General features: G+C 60.8%; 15 protein-coding genes. 7 read left to right on the top strand and 8 right to left on the bottom strand.

Annotated elements, in window-relative coordinates; genetic code table 11:
- A partial coding sequence (gene proS / locus PLL20_16960; GenBank protein HPD31684.1) for a proline--tRNA ligase occupies positions 1–1,362 on the top strand: 1,362 nt, incomplete at its 5' end.
- A gap of 24 nt (positions 1,363–1,386) precedes the next feature.
- On the opposite strand, the gene dnaE is transcribed toward proS, so the two are convergent.
- The 4 genes from dnaE to PLL20_16980 are packed head-to-tail and all read right to left on the bottom strand — an operon-like array spanning position 1,387 to position 7,356.
- Entirely contained in the window at positions 1,387–5,208 is a 3,822-nt protein-coding gene (dnaE, locus tag PLL20_16965) for a DNA polymerase III subunit alpha (GenBank protein ID HPD31685.1), read from the bottom strand.
- A 13-nt stretch (positions 5,209–5,221) separates the two neighbouring features.
- Positions 5,222–6,442 carry a DNA polymerase IV gene (locus tag PLL20_16970; protein ID HPD31686.1) on the bottom strand — a complete coding sequence of 407 codons (1,221 nt, stop codon included), beginning with the start codon at positions 6,440–6,442 and terminating at the stop codon, positions 5,222–5,224.
- Positions 6,443–6,476: 34 nt separating this feature from the next.
- Entirely contained in the window at positions 6,477–6,836 is a 360-nt protein-coding gene (locus PLL20_16975; protein HPD31687.1) for a four helix bundle protein, read from the bottom strand.
- Between the two features lie 46 nt (positions 6,837–6,882).
- Complete coding sequence (locus tag PLL20_16980) at positions 6,883–7,356, bottom strand: S24 family peptidase (GenBank protein ID HPD31688.1); 474 nt, start codon at positions 7,354–7,356, stop codon at positions 6,883–6,885.
- Positions 7,357–7,475: 119 nt separating this feature from the next.
- On the opposite strand from PLL20_16980, the gene PLL20_16985 reads away from it, so the two are divergent.
- Positions 7,476–8,471, top strand: coding sequence for a DUF72 domain-containing protein (locus PLL20_16985; protein HPD31689.1), 996 nt, complete (start codon positions 7,476–7,478; stop codon positions 8,469–8,471).
- Between the two features lie 38 nt (positions 8,472–8,509).
- Here the strand turns inward: PLL20_16985 and PLL20_16990 are convergent, their stop codons facing one another.
- Complete coding sequence (locus PLL20_16990; protein HPD31690.1) at positions 8,510–9,772, bottom strand: ABC transporter permease; 1,263 nt, start codon at positions 9,770–9,772, stop codon at positions 8,510–8,512.
- Positions 9,772–10,734, bottom strand: a complete 963-nt coding sequence (locus PLL20_16995; GenBank protein ID HPD31691.1) for an ABC transporter ATP-binding protein — start codon at positions 10,732–10,734, stop codon at positions 9,772–9,774. Before PLL20_16995 ends, PLL20_16990 begins: the two co-directional genes overlap by 1 nt.
- Positions 10,735–10,931: 197 nt before the next feature.
- Here PLL20_16995 and PLL20_17000 point away from each other — a divergent pair, with 197 nt between their 5' ends.
- The 5 genes from PLL20_17000 (at position 10,932) to glnD (ending at position 18,016) form a co-directional block, all read left to right on the top strand.
- Entirely contained in the window at positions 10,932–12,362 is a 1,431-nt protein-coding gene (locus PLL20_17000) for an alpha/beta fold hydrolase (protein HPD31692.1), read from the top strand.
- A gap of 457 nt (positions 12,363–12,819) precedes the next feature.
- Positions 12,820–13,185 carry a helix-turn-helix domain-containing protein gene (locus tag PLL20_17005; protein ID HPD31693.1) on the top strand — a complete coding sequence of 122 codons (366 nt, stop codon included), beginning with the start codon at positions 12,820–12,822 and terminating at the stop codon, positions 13,183–13,185.
- Positions 13,186–13,226: 41 nt separating this feature from the next.
- Positions 13,227–14,660 (top strand): ammonium transporter, encoded by a 1,434-nt coding sequence (locus PLL20_17010; GenBank protein ID HPD31694.1) that lies wholly within the window; start codon positions 13,227–13,229, stop codon positions 14,658–14,660.
- 138 nt (positions 14,661–14,798) lie between these two features.
- Complete coding sequence (locus PLL20_17015; protein ID HPD31695.1) at positions 14,799–15,137, top strand: P-II family nitrogen regulator; 339 nt, start codon at positions 14,799–14,801, stop codon at positions 15,135–15,137.
- A 245-nt stretch (positions 15,138–15,382) separates the two neighbouring features.
- The gene (gene glnD, locus PLL20_17020; GenBank protein ID HPD31696.1) at positions 15,383–18,016 is read left to right on the top strand and encodes a [protein-PII] uridylyltransferase; all 2,634 of its coding nucleotides are present in this window, start codon (positions 15,383–15,385) and stop codon (positions 18,014–18,016) included.
- 148 nt (positions 18,017–18,164) lie between these two features.
- On the opposite strand, the gene PLL20_17025 is transcribed toward glnD, so the two are convergent.
- Complete coding sequence (locus PLL20_17025) at positions 18,165–19,265, bottom strand: AI-2E family transporter (GenBank protein HPD31697.1); 1,101 nt, start codon at positions 19,263–19,265, stop codon at positions 18,165–18,167.
- A gap of 496 nt (positions 19,266–19,761) precedes the next feature.
- The coding region (locus PLL20_17030) for a hypothetical protein (protein ID HPD31698.1) at positions 19,762–20,222 on the bottom strand (461 nt) is incomplete at its 5' end.

Genomic DNA, 20,222 nt, shown 5'->3' on the forward strand with positions numbered 1-20,222 from the left:
AAGTTCCGTGGCGAGGAAAGGGCCAAGAGCGGGATCCTGCGCACTCGTGAGTTTCTGATGAAGGACGCCTACTCGTTCGACGTCGACCTGGCGGGGCTGGATGCCAGCTATCGCAGAATGTACGACGCCTACTGTCGCATCTTCAAGCGGTGCGGTCTGCCGTACCTGGCGGTTGAGGCCGAGTCCGGCCCGATCGGGGGGGATGCCTCACACGAGTTCATGGTGCTGACCGACGCCGGCGAGGATTTCGTGGCCATCAGCGAAGACGGGTCTTATGCGGCCAACATCGAGCGTGCCGCCCGCGCGGTGCCACCGCTGCCGGGCGACCCGGCCCCCGGGGACATGAAAAGCCTTGAGACGGTTCATACGCCGGGCTGCCCGGGCATCGAGGACGTATGCAGGTTTCTTGGGGTCCAATCATCACAGATGATTAAGACGTTGGTGTACCGTTTCGAACCCTCCTCGTCGGAAGCGAAGGCCGGGGCCGGTTACGTCATCATCTGCGTACGCGGCGACCACGACGTCAATGAGAATAAGGCCAAGCGGCTCTGCCCGGGCGGGACCCTGACGATGGGCGAGATCGCCCGGGCCGAGCAGGACGGTTTCGCCATCGGGTACGTCGGACCGCACGTTGTCAACCAAAAGGACTGCACGCTGATCATTGATCCGGACGCGAGAGCGCTGGTCAATGCGGTGACCGGGGCCAACAAGAAGGACCATCATGTGACGGGCTTCAACTGGGTCCGAGACGTAGCGGCCGAGAAGCTGAGTGCAGCGATCGTGGCCGACGTCCGTAACGTGGTCGAGGGGGACATTGCGCCCAACGGCAGCGGGTCGAGGATGTTGTTCCGGAAGGCCATCGAAGTAGGCCACGTGTTCAAGCTGGGGACGAAGTATTCGGCCAGCATGGGGGCGACCTTTCTGGACGAGAACGGCAAGGCCCGCGAGTTCATCATGGGCTGTTACGGGATCGGCGTGAACCGGATCATGGCCGCGGCGATCGAGGCTCACCATGACGCCGACGGCATTTGCTGGCCCATGAGCATCGCTCCGTTCGAGGTGCTGATCGTCGCTCTCGACACCCGAGAAGAAGGCGTGATGTCCGCGGCTCGCAGAATTCACGACCGACTTGCGGAAGAAGGTATGGACGTCCTGCTGGACGACCGGGACGCACGGCCGGGGTTCAAGTTCAAAGACGCGGACCTGATCGGGATCCCCATTCGCGTCACCGTGGGCAAGAAGGGCCTGACGGAGGGCGTGGTGGAAGTGAAGATGCGGGACAGCAAGGAGATGGTGAAGCTGACACCGGAGGCGGCTGTTGCCGAGGTAATGAACTGGGTTAAGGAGGCTAAAGTACTCTAATAGCTCTTATTTGGTGTCCAGCTTTCAGATCATGGCGGGCACCTGGACTCGTTCTGCTCGCAAGGTAAGACCTCGTTTGTTTTCGAACATCTCGACTACGCCGTCCACCGCCAGGATCGGGTTGGCGGCCGTCAGATGGCCGAAACGACGGTAAGTGTTCGGGAACAAGCACGTTTCCACGAATCCGGTCCGGTCGGCGAGGGTCACGAACTTCATCAGATCACCCGTATTGGTGCGGTTAACGCGGTCGGCGACCATCAAGCCGCAAACCGAGACGCGACGGCCGGTATGCTCGTTCAATTCCGAGACCGGGACATATCGCGACCAGTCGATTGTTCTGCCCTTGTCGTCGCGGCTCAAATACGTGATGGGATCGATTGTGATCGGGAAGCCGAGCAAGTCCATCTCGCGTCTGGCCACCTGCCAGGCATCGGGACAGTCCAGATCCACCGGCGGGGTCTGGTCATCCTTCTCGGGTTGCGTCTTCCACAGCGTGCCGCCGTGTTCGTGCCCCATTCCTTGCAGCCGTCTCAATCGCCAGAACAACATCGGTCGCGAAATGCCGAACACGTCCAGCGCCCCGCTGTCCAGCAACAGCCGCCCCTCCGACTCCGTTGGTCGGCAGCGCCGCACGAAATCGTCCACGCTTTCGAAGGGCCCCTTTTCGCGTTCATCGAGATATCGTTCGAGGAATGCCTGCGACAATTCCTGGATGTGAGTGACGGGGACGCGGATCATTAACCGAAATGAATGGTCCGCGGGCGCGGACCCTACAGGGTCGGCACCACGGGGATAAACCCCTCTTGTCGGGCCGGCAGGATTATCCGTACCCTTCCGGTGAATCCCATCTTGTTTTTCACTCGCACGATTTGAGAAGATAGCCCAGGTCATGGCACCTCGTGGATTATCCTGCCGGTCTTCGGGACCGTGCCCCGTTGGAAGAAAAGGAAGACCACGGGGATAAACCCCTCTTATCGAGCCGGCGGGATTATCCGGCCGGTCTTCGGGACCGTACCCCGTTGGAAGAAAAGGAAGACCACGGGGATAAACCCCTCTTGTCGAGCCGGCAGGATTATCCGGCCGGTCTTCGGGACCGTACCCCGTTGGAAGAAAAGGAAGACCACGGGGATAAACCCCGTGGCTCGTCAAGGCGGGGCGGCTTTCATTCGAATTCGGTCCCTCACCGCCGGCGCGATGGGGTACCTGGACGTGTTCCACGCTGAAACGCTTGCGTGAGCGATTGACGCATGGGGGGAGGAAACCGACGCCGAGGCGGAGGGCCTCCATGACGTAGAGGATCTGGGGGAGGGTGGGCGAATGGGCATAGAAGCCGCGGTAGTTCGACAGGACCGCCGCCAGGTAATGGGCCGGCCAACGGCGTTTGAGCCAGGCGCCTTGGAAAGCCTCGACCGCGTACTCGGCCGAGTGGGCCTTGTTGAACATGAAGCCGCGGAAGCCCTCGATCATGGCCCAGACTTCGTTGATCTCCGCCTCGCTTCGGCCTTGCAACCGGGCGGCTTCGCGAAACTCGCCTTCCATTCGGCGGATCATCGGGAGATTTTCCTTGTTGAGCGCCCGGCGCAGGACGTCAGCCCGGCCGAGGTTCATGCCGGCGAACTCGACGGCCGCCTGGAGGATGTGCTCCTCAAAGATCATCAGGCCGTAGGTGCCTGCCAGGACGGAAGTTAGGGCTGGATGCACCTGTCCGGGCGGTTCCAGCTGCTGATAGCGACGACAGAATGCCTCTTTTTTACCTTGATTGGCTGCTCCGGGACGGATGATGGCCACGATGGCCGTCAGGCAGTCGATGTCGCGGCAGTTGGACTGGACCAGCAGGCTGGTCATGGCCGGGGACTCGATGTGATGCACGCCGCGGGCATCGCCGCGAGCGATCATGTCCCATGTTTGGCCTTCCGAGTAATCGACATCCTGTTCGAGGTCGACCGTAATTCCTTCCGTGCGATGCACCTCATCCACCGTATCGCGCAGGACCGACAGGCCGGCCTGGCCGAGCAGATCGATCTTGATGAAGCCCAGTTCCTCGATCGCGTCCATGTCGTATTGGGCCACCAGTGGGCCTTTCGGCGACCGCTGCACGGGCACGAGGTCGGTCAGCGGTTCGGGCGAAACGACCAGGCCGCACGGGTGCATCGACCAGTGGCGCGGCAGGCCCTCGAAGAGTCCGGCCACCCGCAGGATCGAGGGAAGCGGTTCTTCCTCCAGCGACAGCCGGCGGGCTTCCGGAGAGGCCGGAATGGCCCTGGCCAAGTCGTCCGCCGAGGTGTGCGGCACATATCGTGTGATTTCGTGTACCTCGTGAGGCGGCAGGCCAAGCACTTTGCCCAGTTCCGCCACCACCGCGCGGCCGTGGAACCTGTTCGGCGAACCGATCATCGCCACACGGTCGTAGCCCCATCGCTCGTACACCCATCGCACCACCTCATCCCGGCGGTCCCAGGGCAGATCGAGGTCGATATCCGCCATTTTGCTGAATCTGGCCCGCTCGGGATTGAGGAAGCGGTCGAACGGCAGGTCGAATCGGAACGGGCAGGCATGGCTGACACCCAGCGAGTAGCAGACCAGCGAATCGGCCGCGGAGCCGCGAGCCAGTACTGCGATTCCCCAGCTTCGGCAGTATTCGACGATCTCGTGAAAGACCAGGAAGTATTCGGCGTAGTGCACCTGCTCGATGACGGTCAGCTCGCGGTCGAGCCGCTCGAGGGCTTCCGCGAGCGTCGGGCGTTTTCCGCCGATTCCCTTCTGCTGCGGCTGTTCGACGTAACGACGACGACAGCCGGCGACGCACAAATCGCGGAGATGTTGGGCCGCGGACCGGCGGTCGGAAGACTCGAAAGGCGGGAAGCGATTCTGCGACAGATCGATGGTCATATTGCATCGCTCAGCCACCTTCATCGTGTTGGCCAGGGCGTCGGGGCGGCGATGGAAGAGGTGTTTCATTTCGGACGGCGTCCGCAGATGCCACGTACCTTGTGGTTTGTCGGGGTGCGGTTCGTCAAGGAGCGTCAGTGTGCCGATTGACGCCAGTGCCCGCAGGGCCGGCATGTGCCAGCGTTTCAGACATCGCGACTCACAGCTTGCAAGTACGGGAATACCCAGTTCATCAGCGATACGTGCCCGTCGGCGGGCGACCAGAACGTCATCCGGTCCGTGTACCGCCAATTCCACATAGAGTTGCCCCTCAAACGCATCCCGCAGGATCGGGGTATACCACGGGGATAAACCCCGTGGCTCGTTCCACTGTCCCAGAAGGCAGATCAGGCCCTCGGCATGTTCGCATAGATCCTGCAAATCGAGGGGTGTTTCACGTAGATGATGCAGCGAGATCAGACGACAGAGGTTGCCGTAGCCGGTCGGGTTCTCGGCCAGCAGTGTGACGGTGATTCTCTCGGCGGTATGGTCCGCGGGCGCGGACCTTACATGCTGAATGTTGAATGTTGAATGGTGAATGGTGAATGGTGAACGGTGAACGATCGTATGGTCCGCGGGCGCGGACCTTACTTGGTTTTCAGAGCCACGGGGATAAACCCCTCTTGACGAGGCGGCAGGTTCATGCTGCCGGTTTTCGCGATCATTCACCGTCGGAAGGGAAGGAAGGCCACGGGGATCAACCCCGTGGCTCGTCAAGGTCAGTTCCGCTCCGAAGATCGGTTTGACGCCTGCGCGCTGACAGGCTTTCTGGAACTCGACGGCGGCATAGAGGCCGTTGAGATCCGTAAGCGCGATGGCAGGGATGCCATGCTCGGCTGCAAAAGCCGCCAACTCCTCCGGTCGTGTCAGTGACGAGCCGAAGGAATAGGATGAGCGGTTGTGGAGGGGGATGGGCATAGCGATCCGCCATTCATTCCAAACCGGCAAGACAACCTGCTGTAAGCATGTCCTTGCTGACTGCTGAATGCTGATCGCTGACCGCTTCCCAATCATGTTTCCTCATCATCGCTTTTGTTCCGAATCGTTCGCGAATCGCCTGGCAGGCGATGGCCAGGTTGCGTTGTTTCTGTTTCGCGCCGAACAGGTCCATCTGGCTGAACCCGCTGTAGATGTTCGAGAGCTTTACCTGGACCATGCGGATGCGGACCCGGCGATCCCACAGCCGGTCAAGCAACTTTGACAGCAACGGGTAGACCTGCATTTCCACATCCGTGGGCTCGGGGAGACTCATCTGGCCCTGGTGCTCGTCCATGTCGGTGTAGCGGATTTTGACGGTGACCGTGCGGGCTTGTTTACCGTCGGCCCGAAGGCGGAGAAAAGCCTCGTCCGCCAGCCGACACAGGGCGGCCAAGACCTGGTTTGGGTTCGTTTTGTCTTCCGGGAATGTCTCCTGGTGGCCGTACGAAAAAGCGTCAGGGCGGGTTAGCTCGACTGGGCGAGGGTCGATATTGCGGGCGAAATCGCGAATCTGATGGGCTGCCGAACCGACCAATTCGGTCAGCCAGTCCAATGGCATTTCGGCTACTTGGCCGATCCGGAGGATCCCTGCGGACTCAAACAATCTAGCTCCAACCTCGCCGATTCCGGGCAACCATTTGACCGCAAGTGGTTGCAGGAACGATAGTTCCGTCGACTCGTCAGGCGGGATGACGGTCAGGCCGTTGGGTTTGTTTAGTTTACTGGCTATCTGGCTGATCAGTTTGGTCCGGGCCACGCCACGGGAAATCGTCACCTTCAGCCAGTCGCGGACGTCGCGTCCGAATTTATCCGCCACCTCTGCCGGCTCGCGTTTGCGGCAGGCAGGGGTACCGGTCAAATCCAGATAGCCCTCATCAATGCCCTGCTTTTCGACGATGGGGGTGATCTCCTCGGCCATGCCGAAGATGTTTTCCGAGAATTGCTCGTATAGTTCGAACCGCACTGGCAGGACGATGAGTTTCGGGCACAGCCGTCTGGCCTGGCTCATGGGCATGGGGGTGCGGACGCCGTATTGCCGGGCTTCATAGCTGGCGGAGGCGACGATTCCGCGGTGGAGCCCCCCTACCGCCACGGGGCGGCCACGGAGGCGGTTGTCGGCCGCTTGTTCAACGGAGGCGAAGAAGGCGTCGGCGTCGAAATGGAGAAGGAACATGAGTGTTCAGTTATCAGTTTTCAGTTGTCAGGGCTCAGTTTTTCGCTTTGACCTTCTGAATCAACGATGTGAGCATCCGTTTGACTTCGGCCAAGTCGGTGGCCAACTGTTTATATCTATCGATAGCAAGCATGCCGAGGTCTCGCGCGAGAAGCAGATGATATTCCAGCTCACAAGCCGAGCCCATCGCAATGTGCATGAAATGACTCAATTCCGAGTTTGTTTGCCTTCCACAACCTTCGGCGATGTTGGCACAGGTGGATATGGCGCTTCGCCGCATCTGGTTCGTCAGGGCAAATATCTCCTCTTTCGGAAAGCGCCTCGTATCGCGGTATACGGCCAACACCAACTGGTGCCCTTTTTGCCACACCTGCAGTTTTCGAAAATCCTGCATGATTTCTCCTTTGTCTTCGCACTGACAACTGAAAACTGACGACTGATCACTGCACTCTTCGCACCACCGTATGCACCACCCCCTGAATCACGAGTTCGCCGAGGGGCATGAAGGCCGGGCATGTTGGGTTCTCAGAGATCAGGTACGGACGGCCACGTTCGACCATCAGGCGTTTGAGCGTGGACTCGCCGTCGATCAGGGCGACCACAATCGCGCCGGGTCGGGCGACGGGGGTGATCTCGCCGACGACGATGTCTCCGTCGTAGATACCGGCGTTGACCATCGACTGGCCTCGGACGCGCAGGGCGAAGCTGCGAGGCGTGGCCCGCAGGATCGCCGCGGGGTCAAGGCGCGCGCACCCTTCGGCCAACTCCCCCGGCCAGCCCGCAGCGATGCTTACCAGGTCGCTCTCATCAATCCCGCCGTTGTTGACCAAGGCGTTTCCGGCCTGGCCGCCAGCAGCTTCATTATGATCGTAAAGTTTTGTGCATAAGTCAGTTATGTCAATAAATGTTCGCATGGTTAGTCCCCCAATACTGACGATATATTATAACCTAACAAAATCCGAACTGCAAATAGCAAGAACATCGCAAAGGCCCCCTGGCGAGGGTACAATCCTGCGAAGGATGGAAGGGCGCTATGCCTGGTGAGCAGCTTGGCTTCGGCTGGGAAGAGACACCTGCAGCCCCGGTGCCGCCAGCGCGGGCCACGATGCTGTCCCAGCGTCTCGCCCGACTCGCCCGGCGGGGTATCTATCTGGGCACATCGAGCTGGAAATACCCCGGCTGGCTTGGCCAGATCTACACGCCCGCCCGGTATGAGACGCGCGGCCGGTTTTCGGAGAAAAGGTTCAACGAGACGTGCCTGGAGGAGTATTCGCGGGTGTTTCCGACCGTCTGTGGAGACTTCGCGTTCTACCAGTTTCCGTCAGAGAAGACGTGGCACGAAATCTTCGCCCAAGTTCCGAGGGGCTTTCGGTTCAGCCTCAAGGTTCCGGAGGACATCACCGTTGAGCGTTTTCCCGATCTGCGGCGTTACGGCCAGAGGGCCGGGCAGCGGAATCCCCACTTCATGGATGCGTCGGTGGTCAAATCGGAGCTTCTCGATCGCCTCGAGCCGTATCGAGACAAGCTGGGAATACTGATCTTTGAATTCGGCACCATTCGCGAGGGGCCAATGGTCGATCCGAAGGGGTTCGCGGCCGCACTGGACCGCATGTTGTCGCGTTTGCCTCTGGACCATTTTCGGTTCAGCGTCGAAGTGCGGAACCCCGAGTATCTTGAATTCGGTGCGGATTACCTTTCGTGTCTCAGAGGACACGGGGTAGCGCATTGTTACAACAGTTGGACTCGCATGCCCTCGCTGCCCCGGCAGATTGAGCTGCCCGGCACATTGACCGCGCCGTTCGCCACGGCGCGGCTGCTGTTGCGGCCCGGGCGTACTTATCAGCAGGCGGTCGATCGCTTTGCCCCATACGAGAAGGTGCAAGACCCATACCCGGAGGGCCGGTCGGCGTTGGCGCGGTTAATGGAGACATGTGTTGCAGAGAATCGTGAGCTTTTTGCCTTTGTGAATAACCGGTTTGAAGGTAACGCGGTCGAGACGATTGAGGGAGTCATTGAGCGTTTTGAGTGACGCGATGTCCGGCGGGCGCCAAGACGGGGTTTTACGTTTTATTCCTTGAATCTGGGCATGATGATGACCCCGAGCGTGCCATAGACCAGACCCTGGGCCAGGAGCAGGCTGCACGGCAGGAGGATCTCCCGCAGACTGAAGCCCCGCCAGATGCCGCCCTCGAAGGCGACGATGGCCCACTTGACGGGGCTGAGGTTTCCGGCCGTCTCCATCCAGGACGGCATGAACATCCGGGGGACCATTCCGCCGCCGAGCATGGCCATGACGAGCAGGCATGCCCATCCGGCGCCGCCGACGGACGATTCGGTGCGACCCAGCACCGAGAGCAGCATTGTCAGGCCCACGAAGCAGAGGGCAACACAAGGGACGCCGAGCAGTAAAGCGAGCGGGTTGTCGACCCGGACACCGCAAGCCACCCGGCCGACCAGCAGCAGCATTGCGATGACGCCGACGCTCGCGACCAGGCAGGCCAAGCCGTTGCCCAGCAGAATCTGCCAACGCCGGATGGGGGCGATTCGCAAGCGAAGCCAAGTGCCCGTCTCGCGCTCCTTGGCAAAGGCCATGGCGAACTCGGCCGTGAGGCCCAGCAAGCCCCAGATCATGCCAAGCGGGAAGCACACGTCGAAGGGAGACCGGGGTGTGTTGCGCCAGGCGGTAAAGGGGATGAGTTCGACATTGGACAGCGCCGGCCGGGGGCCGGCGGATTCCGGCATCGAGGTGAGGCGGGGATCGAAGGTTGCCAACAGCGCTTCGACTGCCGCTCGGTCAAGTGAGCGTGACGGCCCGGAACGGCCTTGTGCCTTCAACCATGCGTCGATCATTTCGGATCTTCGGAGCGGATCGTTCCACCGGGCACGGATTACTCCGGCCGCGGCTTCGCGCAACGCGGCCTGCAGATAAGCCAGTTCGGCGGTTCTGGAAGGATCGGCGCCAACCGCGATCGGGAGCCTCGCATCAAGCAGACCGGCGGGAGTCAATTTGAAACCTGCGGGCAACAGAACAAACGCGGAGAGCGAGCCTCGCCGCACGCAGGTTTCAGCATCGTCTCTTGACGACCGACTGATCTGCAGGATTTCGGACTGCGACAAGGCGGCGATGAACTCCCGCGAGTCGCTGTTCCGTGCCTCGTCAATCACCGCAACCAGCACAGGCTGGGACTGGCCGCTGAGGACGCCCGCGAACATGGTGCCGATCAGGATGGCGATCAATAGTGGAAAGCCGATCATCCACCAGAAGAAAGCGAGGCGGTCGCGCCAACAGAGGAGCAGATTCTTGCCCGCGATTGCCAGGACGGTGCGCATCAGTCCCGCAACCTCCGGCCGGTGAGTCTCAGGAAGACCGTTTCGAGACTTGGGCGCTCGATGCTGAGGCTCCGGATGCGAATGCCCGACGCGGCCCACCGTCTGACCGTTTCAAACGGGTGATCCGTTTCGGCCGACAGGGACGTGCCGTTGAGACGGCCGGGCAAGGACCAGTCGCCGGGCGGCGCCTCGTCGAGTTCGGCGTGAACCACCGCTTGTCCGCCATGGCAATCGATCATGGCCGATACGGTATCCATGGCCAGGATCCGGCCGTGATCCATGATCGCGACACGATTGCAGAGTTTCTGGGCCTCCTCGATGTAGTGGGTGGTGAAGAGAATTGTGCGGCCCTGTCGGCCGAGCTGCTCGATGTCCTCGAGGATATGGAGCCTTGCCTGGGGATCGACGCCGAGAGTGGGCTCATCGAGCAGGAGCACTTGCGGCTGATGCAGGAGGGCGCACGCCAGGTGGAGGCGTCGCTTCATGCCGCCCGAATAGGTTTTGACCAGGTGACGGGAGCGGTCGGCGAGGCCGGCCTGTTCGATAGCTTGGGCGACGCGTTCGGACAGTCGCCCGTCGCGCAGGCCGTAGAGGCGACCGAAGAACTTGAGGTTCTCCGTAGCGGTCATATCCTCGTAGAGGGAGAGGGTCTGGGGCGCCAAGCCGATGCTGCGGCGAACCCGCGGCCGTGTGGGATCGGTTGCGCCGTCGATGTGAATATCCCCTGCGTCGGGTTTGAGGAGCCCGACGAGCATGTGAAGCGTCGTTGTCTTACCTGCGCCATTGGGGCCCAGAAGGCCAAACGTCTCGCCGCGCCGGACCTCGAATGAGATGCCGTCGACGGCCCTCGTTGAGCCGAATGTTTTTCGCAGGTGGTCCACGCGGATCATGGCAGCAGTATACGTGGCGGATGACGTTTGTGAATCGTTGCGGACGAGATCTGTGATGATGATTTTGGGCAAGAGTCTTGGGGTGAATCGGCGCTGCGCTCGTTGCTGCGCCCTACGGTCAGGCTCATGGCGAGGAGGAGACCGAGTCAAGCCGGGCTACCAGCGGGATTGGGGCGAGGCGGTCTGTGTATCGGGCTGTTTGACCGGGCATGCATGAGCTTTTACACTATCGGGCTCGATATGATGCAACGTCCGATGGAGGTCAGGTCGTGTGGACTTTCATGTGCCGACGGGCCGGACGTGCCTTCGCGGCCGTCGGGGGTATGGGGGTACTCATGGCGGCAAACCTAGGCTGCTTCCCTGAAAAATCGTTCAAGATGGACCCGGAGGCATCGGTTCGCGTTTCGGAGCGTCTGGTCAACGGGGAGGATGGAGCGTCCACGCGAGTCTGGCTGAGGCGGACGCAAAGGGAGCTTGCCGGGTTGTTGCCTGACTCGGTTGCGAGCCCACTACTCACTGAAGAACTGGTGAACGGCGACGGACGGGCTGTGGACGTCCTGCGTCACTTCGGCGTCAGCCGGCAGAGTCTTCAGAGCATTGTCAAGAACTATCGGGGAATCCGCTATTCGGCTCAAGCGGCCAGCCGGGACTACTGCATTGAGAAGCAGGCAGCGGCCTGGCCGGGCTTCGAGGACGTCTGGATTCCCATGCGTCTGGCGGTTGACGACCAGCTCGAGCTGTCGGGCCGTCTGGGCTATGCCCGCAACGGGAACGGCGAGATCATCGAAGCGGACTGCGTGGTGATCCTGCCGGGGCTATTCGGCGATCACGGCGTCAAGCGCAGCCGCGACCTGGCGATTCCGCTGCGTGAGTCCGGGTTTCATGTGCTGCACCTGGAGCTTCGCGGCCACGGTCAGACGGAGTCGCGGTACCCGCGGATGTATCACACGTTCGGCGTCATGGAGACCGACGACCTGATGCAGGTGTCGGACTACCTTGAGCAGTTGCCGCACATTCGCCGGACGGGGCTGATCGCCTATTGCTGGAACGCCAGTATTGCCCTGCTGGCGGCGTGGTACGATGGCCGATTGCCTGACGATCCTCAGATTTCGCCGGCAATCAGGCCTTACTTGCAGTGCCCGCCGGAACCTTTGCGTCGCCGCTTCTCGGCCGGCATTATCGCATTTTCGCCGGTGGTTCGTTGGGAAGTGCTGATGGATGAGCTGGATCGGCAGCGATCGATCTGGGCGCATCCGATCTATGCGGCGATCCAGGACACGATCCGGGACCGCATGGTGCGCAAGGGGTATCCTGAAAGGAGCGGGAGTCTGCGCAACCTGATTGAGTATGAGCATAACGGCTACGGTATTCCCATGCCGCACGGGGCGCGGGAGGGGTATCCGTTTCTTCGGCTGATTTCGTACAACGGAGAACCATCGGGGGACAAACTGGAGTTCGCCCGCATGCCGGTGCTGATCGTTCATGGAGCCGACGACCCGCTGGTGCCGGCTCAGGACGTTGCCGACCTGATGGCGACGGTAGACAATCCGAGGGTGGGGGCGATCATTTTGCCAAGCGGCGGGCACGTGGGGTTTGCGGCATATTGTCCGAGGTATTATTTGAGCTTGATCACCAACTTCTTCGATCCGGTCAACGGTCCGGCCGGTCGCGGTGCGGCCATAAGCGCCGCGGCCCGGTGACGGCCCAAGGCTGCGGAATCAAAGGGGCAGCGATTTCCAAGGCGGAGCGCCTTCTTGCGGGCCGCAAGCCAAGCGTACCGCGATCCGGAAACACGCGAGCAAGCCGCACAGATGTCCGGCCGTAGGGTTGTAACGACCCGCAAGGCTGAATCTGCTCCCAACGCAAAAGAAGAACATGTGCTGCGGGCTTTAAGTGGCATGGTGCTCAAATAGGCAAGATTCACAAACCTACATGGTAGTACGTCCCGAGGGCCAATTCCTACGCATACGTATGCTCATCGTTTATCGGCAGATCGCACAACGACGGATGGAGAACAGGCGCAGGCACTGTTTTTGCAAGTAGTTACGACATCCGCGGGTTGGTTCACGACTTCGTGGCACACGGGTTGCAGATGAGGAACGGCGTGTTCCGACCTCAAAACGGGCCGGATGATCAACAACGCCGAGGAACAGGACTATGAATGCGAAGCTGACAACGAAGCGGTCGCCCGAGAACGACTGTTCGACACACGCAAACGTCAGCCGAGGCAAATCTGATCAATCGCCTCTTTCCGGCCCCAAGTTGAAAGAGAGCCTTGAACGCCTCGAACGGCAACTGGTCATCGAGGCACTGATACGAACCAAAGGGAATCAATCACGCGCCGCCCGGTCTCTGGGCATTACCGAACGGATCATGGGGTTGAGGGTGAAGAAGTATGGTATCGATCCACAGAGCATTCGCGACGCTTACCAGTCTGACCCGATTGTGCAGCAATGCTCATCGGCCGCTGCGCTACGAACAATGAGCAACGAAGAGAAGGATCATGTCCGTTCTTCCCGCTGATGTAACCGGGTTACAATCCCGATTGCCGGAGGAGACTACTCGTGAATGAGAATACATTCAAACGTTTGATGGGAAAACTACTACCACTCCTGGCAGTCCTGGCAACAGCCATACTGGCTACTCGCGCTTTCGGTCAGGAGACTCAGCCGCCGTCGGCCAGCGACATCCTCGACAAGGTTTCATTGCTGTCGGTCGACGTGGATACCCTGTGGGTTCTGATTACGGCATTTCTGGTATTCTGGATGCAGGCCGGATTTGCGTTGGTTGAGACCGGTCTGACCCGGGCCAAGAACACCGTGAACATCTGCATGAAGAACCTGCTGGACTTCTGTTTTGCCAGCATCGGATTCTGGGCGATCGGCTTTGCGATCATGTTCGGAACGGGCAACAAGTGGTTCGGGACAAGCGGCTGGTTTCTCCAAGGTGATGCGGGGACGACGTTTGCGGCCCTGTCATGGACTTCCGTCAGCCTGGATGCCAAGTTCATTTTCCAGCTCGTCTTTGCGGGGACGGCCGCAACGATCGTGTCGGGCGCCATGGCCGAACGCACGAGGTTCACCAGCTACATGCTGTACAGCCTGGCAATCACCGTATTCATATACCCGGTCGCCGGTCATTGGATCTGGGGCGGAGGGCTTTTATCGGCCGGCAACATGTTCGGCGAAGGCAAAGGCATGTTTGACTTCGCCGGCTCGACCGTGGTTCACTCGGTAGGCGGCTGGCTGGCGCTAACCGGTGCGATTGTTCTGGGGCCGCGAATGGGCAAATACGGCCCGGGCGGGAAGGTCAATGCCATTCCGGGTCACAACTTTCCGCTGGCGATCCTTGGCGTGTTCATCCTCTGGCTGGGCTGGTTCGGCTTCAACCCCGGCAGCACCATGATGGCCACCGGGTGCGGAGCAGCCATCGCTCACATCGCAGTGACCACGAACTTCGCAGCGGCGACGGGAACGATCGGCGCCCTGCTGACATCGAAGCTCTGGTTTAGCAAGTGGGACGCCAGCATGGCGGGCAACGGCTGCCTGGCCGGCCTGGTGGCGGTGACGGCACCATGTGCATTCGTTGACACCTGGGCGGCCGGACTCATCGGCCTCGTCGCGGGCGTTCTGGTAGTCGGCTCCGTCGTCTTCATCGACCGACTGCTGAAAGTGGACGACCCGGTGGGTGCGGTTTCCGTCCACCTGGTTAACGGTATCTGGGGCACTTTGGCCCTCGGCCTGTTCTCCAACCCGGTACACGGTTCGACCGGGCCGCTGCCGGGGCTGTTCTATGGCGGCGGTGTCGAGCAGCTCAAAATGCAGTTGATTGGCGCAGTCCTGGTCGGGATCTGGTGCCTGCTGGCCGGTTTCGCCCTGTTCCTGGGATTGAAGGCTCTGACGGGGTTGCGTGTCAGCCCCGAAGAGGAACTCAGAGGCCTCGATGTCGACGAGCACGGCATGGAAGGTTATCCGAACTTCCAACTTCTGAAGCACTGAGTATCCTGGAATCGTTCCCGGCATCGCGGGCCGGTTCCTGAACCGAGTGAGGGATTGTGTGATAGGACGACAAGACTTCCGAACTCCTGACACCGACCGTCGAGAGACGGATCATTCCTCCGCTGAAAGGAGGCTTGGATGAAGAAAATCGAAGCCATTATCAAGCCGTTCAAGCTGGACGAGGTCAAAACCGCTCTGACCGCGATCGGTATCCAAGGGCTTACGGTGAGCGAAGTCCGCGGGTTCGGGCGTCAGAAAGGCCACACCGAGCATTACCGCGGGGCCGAGTACACCGTGGATTTCATACCCAAGGTGAAGATCGAAGTCGTCGTGCCCGAAGCGAAGGTGGCCGAGGTCCTGGAGACCATCGCCAAAGCCGCCCGCACGGGGCAGATCGGCGACGGAAAGATATTCGTTTCATCGCTCGACGAGATCGTGCGGATTCGCACCGGTGAAAAAGGACCGGCGGCGATTTGACCTCGTTCTTCCTGACCATGGGAACAAGCAACTCAGCGCTGCGGCGCTTGCGTCGGGCGGAAAAAGCTCTGGCCGACGCGATCGAGCACTTCCTTGTTCTCCGCACGGGACGCGGCGTCGCTCCCGGAGCCGAAGGCGGCGATCCTCAACTCCGGCTCCCATCTTTCGGCGGCTGACCGGAGCGGTTGAGACTCTTCGATTCTCCAGACAGGTTTCCGGGAACATGCGGTTTGCACAGGTGCTCAATGAGCAACCACCCCTTACCGACGACCGATTCCGAATCGGATCCCTCACGGCTGAAAGAGCATTTCATCCTGGGACGGGAGCGGATCAGACATATGTATCACAGCGGTGGCTCAGCCGCTGAGGTCAGTAAGGCCCTCACGGCCCTGTGTGACTCGGTGGTCAGGCAAGCGTACCTGGCGGCGATCCAGGATCTTCCGCCGGATGACCGTGTTTCCGTGCTCGGCTCGCTCTCGCTCGTTGCGGTCGGCGGATACGGTCGCGGCGACCTTGCGCCGTATTCAGACCTGGATCTGCTCTTTCTCACCGTCTCTCAGCCGTCGGCGGTCACGAGGGATTTCGTGTCTCGACTTGTTCGGGATCTCTGGGATGCGGGGCTTCATCTGTCGCAAAGCGTTCGAAGCCCGGGCGAGTGCGGCTCCTTCGCAGAGACCGACTTCGCCGCAAGGACCGCGCTGTTCGAAACCCGCCTGATTGTCGGTGATCCCGAGCTCTACACGAACCTGCGGCTACGCGTCTGTCCTCCGCGAGGCCACCGGGCCCTTCGCGCGTTCATCAACCAGGCTGTCGCCTCTCGATCCGAAGAACACGAGGACTACTTCAGCCGGACGGCGCTGCTGCTCGAACCGAATGTTAAGAAGAGTCCCGGCGGCCTGCGGGATGTCCATCTCCTGCGCTGGCTGGCAATGGCGCGTTACGGCGACTCAGACCTGAACCGTTTGCGGGCCGACGGCATACTAGCGGCCGAAGAGGCCGACACGATCGTCGGAGCGCATGAGTTCCTCCGCGGAATCCGTCACGCCCTTCATTTCCACGCCGGTTCCGCCCAGGATGTGCTGACTCGCGAGGAACAACTGCGGCTGGCCGAACAATACGGCTACCGACAGCAAGGTGCCCTCCTTCCTGTTGAGTGCTTCATGCAACAGTACTACCGGCACACGGCCGGCCTTCGCGACCTGCTGTTGCGGTTCATCGAACGGCTTGAAAGACGGTCACCGGTCCGCAGGCTGTACAGCCGCATCCTGAGTCGCCGCGTGACCCCCAGCATCGTTGCCTACCCCGACCATATTGAGATTGTCGGGGGCACCGATGGCCGTTCCTTCGGTCAGGCCGACACCGTGCTTCAGGCGTTCGATCTGGCCAGACGATTCGGCGTGCCGGTGCACTCCGACACGCTATCCGAAATACGACAACACCTGCCGGCCTGCATCGTCACCACTGCCGAACGCCGCAGGTTTCTGGAATGCCTCGCCCAGCCGCACGGCCTGGGCACTCTGCTCCGGAACCTTCACGGCGTCGGCCTCCTGCAACGGCTCATCCCCCCTTTCGAGCACGCCCGCGGCTTGATCCAGTTCAGTCTGCTGCACCACTACACGATTGACGAACACGTGATTCGAGCTGTCGAGGCCGCTGCGCGTCTTGCGGATGAACGCACTCCGCTGGGCCTGGCGTATCGTGATATCCGGCGCAAGGACCTTCTTCACCTTGCCCTGCTGCTCCACGACCTCGGGAAAGGTCTTGGGGAAGACCACTGTGAAGTCGGCCGACAGATGGCCGAGGACGCTGCCCGAGACTTCGATTTGGATGAACATGAAGCACGACTGCTCGTGTTTCTCGTTCGTCGCCACCTGCTGATGGCCCACACTTCACAGCGGCGCGACCCAGCCGACGCCGATACCCTCCTCCAGTTCAGTCGACTGGTCGCAACGCCGGAGTTGCTTCGCATGCTCTATGTTCTAACCGCCGCCGACACCGAGGCGGTTGCGCCCGGTGAGTTCACCACCTGGAAGGAATCCTTGCTCACCAACCTCTACGCCCGCGCGATGGAATGCCTTACCGGCGAAACGCCGTTGGGTGATGCTGCAAACAGATTGGCGGCCGTGCGTTCCTCGCTTCACGAAAGACTGGCCGGCACCTTTGACCCCACTTGGCTCACAGGACAACTCGACGCCATGCCCCCGTCCTACCTGACCGGCACGGAGCCGCGGCGAGTGAAAGCGCACTTGCGGTTGCTGCACGGTATGGATGGGGCTGGTGTCCGAGTCACGGCCGAATATCGTAAGGATCTCCAGCTTTCAGAGTACACCGTGCTCACCCACGAGAGACTGATCCCGGGCATCTTCTCGAAAGCCGCCGGAGCTCTCGCCGCATCGGGCTTTCAGATCGTCGACGCGCAGATCATCACCCGACCGGACGGCGTCGTTCTGGACACGTTCCGCGGCTTGGACCTGGATTTTTCAGGCCCGCCGCCGCCCGAACGGATGACAGAAATCGGAGAACGTATAGAGCGCGTGCTCCTCGGGCAGGAAACGGTCGAGGCGCTGATAACCCGGCGAGGCGAACCGTTGAGCCGAGGACCTCATGCCGGTCCGCAGGAACCCGCTCAGGTTGAGATCGACAATTCCAGTTCCGATCGCTTCACAATCATTGAGATCTTCGCCAATGACCGTCTGGGCCTGCTCTACGCGATCACCAGGACGATGTTTGAGATTGATCTTTCTGTGCACTCCGCGAAAATCTCAACCCATTACAGCCAGGTGGTTGACGCCTTCTACGTCACCACCAACAACGGAAGCAAGATTGACGATCCGGCCTTGATCCGGCGCATTCGGCAGCGTCTGCTCGAAGTGGTGTGAGAAGTCTAAGGCGGACCGCCTTTTTGCGGACCGCAACCCAAGCGTTCTGCGATCCAGAAACATGCGCGCAAAATGCGCACCAGTCCCGACGGAAGAGACTGAAACGGCTTGGCTGCCACAAGCCTTTCGCCTCTTCCCCGGCCGTCCCTCACATGTTCGACATCATCGTACCCAGCGGCCGAGTGTCTTCGAGGTTTTCGAGGACGGCCTTGATCGCCACCGTGATTGGTACGGCCAAGATCATGCCGATGATTCCCCAAATCGCTCCGCCGAAAGCGAGCGCGAGAAGAATAATCAACGGGCTGAGGTTCAGGCGGTTGCCGGCCACACGGGGCTCCACGATGTAGCCGATCCCGTTCTGCACGATCGCCAGCGCGACCAGAGTGGCAAGCCCCCGCCACGGACTGTCGCTGTCGACCAGGGCCAGCAACGCCGGAAGCAGCGTGGCGATCAGGCTGCCCAGGTACGGGATGAAATTCAACAGGAACGCGATGATGCCCCACAACACCGCGAAGTCGACATCCAGCAGAAGGAGAATGACCACCGTCAGACCTCCGGTCAGGAGGCTCATGAGCGTTTTGACCGCGATGTACTGGGCGATCGAGGCGTTGATCTTATCCACCACCGCCATGATACGGCCGCCTCGCTCCCCGCCGAAAGCCGCGTCCATTCGGCGACGGAAGCCGCTGTGCTCGGCGAGCAGGAATACCAGATAGACGAGTACAACCGCCATCTGGCTCACGAAATTGAAGAACGTGCCCAGCGCCGATCGAATCATGGTGACGCTGCTCTCCACGGTGGCCGTTTGCCCGACAATGATCTGTTGCAGCAGATCTCGATCGACGCCCGGAATCCAATCGGCGGCCCGGCGAGTCATTTCCGAGAGGTTGTGCTGGTATCGCGGGATATTCTTGGTCAGATCGTAGAAGCTGTGATAGATCATCTGGCCCAATCCATAAGATGCGGCCAGAAAGACCGATACGAGCAGCAGATAAGACAGCCAGGAAGCGATGCGGCGACGCACAAACCAGCGATGAATCGGCACAATCAGGTAGCCGATGAAAGCGGCAACGAGCAGTTGTTGCAGAATCCCCGCGAACTCGCGCATGAGATATGACGCGAGCGCCAGAGTCAGGAGACTCATGGCGGCAAGATGGACTCGATGGGCCAAAACGGAGGACTGACCACTGCTCTGCCGGCCGGCCGGGTGGGCTGCGGATTTCTCGGGTTGTTGACTCGCTGAACTCATAGCGCCTCGTCCCAGAAGCTTCGTGACCTCGATCTGACATCCACGCGACCGGGTCTGATTACCTGACGCGGACGGTCACAGCATAATCCATCGCCAACACGCCGTCGACCGCTTCGGCCCTGATGAGGAGGTTCAGGATCCAGGATCCGTGATTCCTTGGCAGACCAACAGACGAACAGTCCAAACGGACCACTTCTCGCGCAGAGCCGCAGAGATCGCAAGGAAGAGCACCCGCCCGCATCTCTCCGCGTCTCAGCGTCTCCGCGCGAGCATCGTCTTATCTGGCTGAGGTCTGATCGCTGAGAACTGACAGCCAATGGCCGAGACCTTCCAACACCACGTGGGGCGGCTGGGCAGGCCACAGGAAAGGCTTGAGCAATGATGGTGCGGAGGGAGTAGCCGCCGGGTCGCTCCCTCCGCACTTCATGCCTTTGGCACGATCACACCGAGTGAGCGGCGGCCCAGCTCGTCACAAGACTGCCGTCCTGTGCCGTTACTACTGCCCCACAATGATTTCCAGTTCAGGCCCACCAATCATCGGGACACTCGCCATGGCCTCATTGATGAACGATGCGTCGCTCAGCGTCAGGCGGTAGGTACCGGGTGTTCCGCTGATTGTCAGCGAGAGTGTCACCACGGCGGTTTGACCAACCGGCAGCAGTTGTCGGGCCGCTCCACCGATGCTGGCCATGGTTACGAACAGGTTGCCGGCCGGGGTGGCGATTGGCCCATCAACCGCGGCCAAGCTGTTCGTCAATGTCCAGGCTGTCGGCGGGTCAGGCGCCAGCAAGGCTTCCACGTCGGTGCCGGAGTCGATGACGTCGCTGCCGTCAGGCGTGAGACGCACCCATAGCCAGTCCATCACCATCAGGTCGTAGTGGCTGCTCTGGGCATGGCCGTCCACGTCATGGGAGAAGAGGACGTTGTCCAGTTCGGTCCAGTCGGCCGAGTCGATCG

The sequence above is a fragment of the Phycisphaerae bacterium genome (assembly GCA_035384605.1).
GTDB lineage: Bacteria > Planctomycetota > Phycisphaerae > UBA1845 > PWPN01 > JAUCQB01.

What these genes read in the sequence shown, in the direction of transcription:
- dnaE (HPD31685.1), bottom strand. Translation starts at nt 5,208, where the DNA reads ATGCCCATCCCCCTCCACAACCGCTCATCCTATTCCTTCGGCTCGTCA.
- PLL20_16970 (HPD31686.1), bottom strand. Translation starts at nt 6,442, where the DNA reads ATGTTCCTTCTCCATTTCGACGCCGACGCCTTCTTCGCCTCCGTTGAA.
- PLL20_16975 (HPD31687.1), bottom strand. Translation starts at nt 6,836, where the DNA reads ATGCAGGATTTTCGAAAACTGCAGGTGTGGCAAAAAGGGCACCAGTTG.
- PLL20_16980 (HPD31688.1), bottom strand. Translation starts at nt 7,356, where the DNA reads ATGCGAACATTTATTGACATAACTGACTTATGCACAAAACTTTACGAT.
- PLL20_16985 (HPD31689.1), top strand. Translation starts at nt 7,476, where the DNA reads ATGCCTGGTGAGCAGCTTGGCTTCGGCTGGGAAGAGACACCTGCAGCC.
- PLL20_16990 (HPD31690.1), bottom strand. Translation starts at nt 9,772, where the DNA reads ATGCGCACCGTCCTGGCAATCGCGGGCAAGAATCTGCTCCTCTGTTGG.
- PLL20_17005 (HPD31693.1), top strand. Translation starts at nt 12,820, where the DNA reads ATGAATGCGAAGCTGACAACGAAGCGGTCGCCCGAGAACGACTGTTCG.
- PLL20_17015 (HPD31695.1), top strand. Translation starts at nt 14,799, where the DNA reads ATGAAGAAAATCGAAGCCATTATCAAGCCGTTCAAGCTGGACGAGGTC.
- glnD (HPD31696.1), top strand. Translation starts at nt 15,383, where the DNA reads ATGAGCAACCACCCCTTACCGACGACCGATTCCGAATCGGATCCCTCA.
- PLL20_17025 (HPD31697.1), bottom strand. Translation starts at nt 19,265, where the DNA reads ATGAGTTCAGCGAGTCAACAACCCGAGAAATCCGCAGCCCACCCGGCC.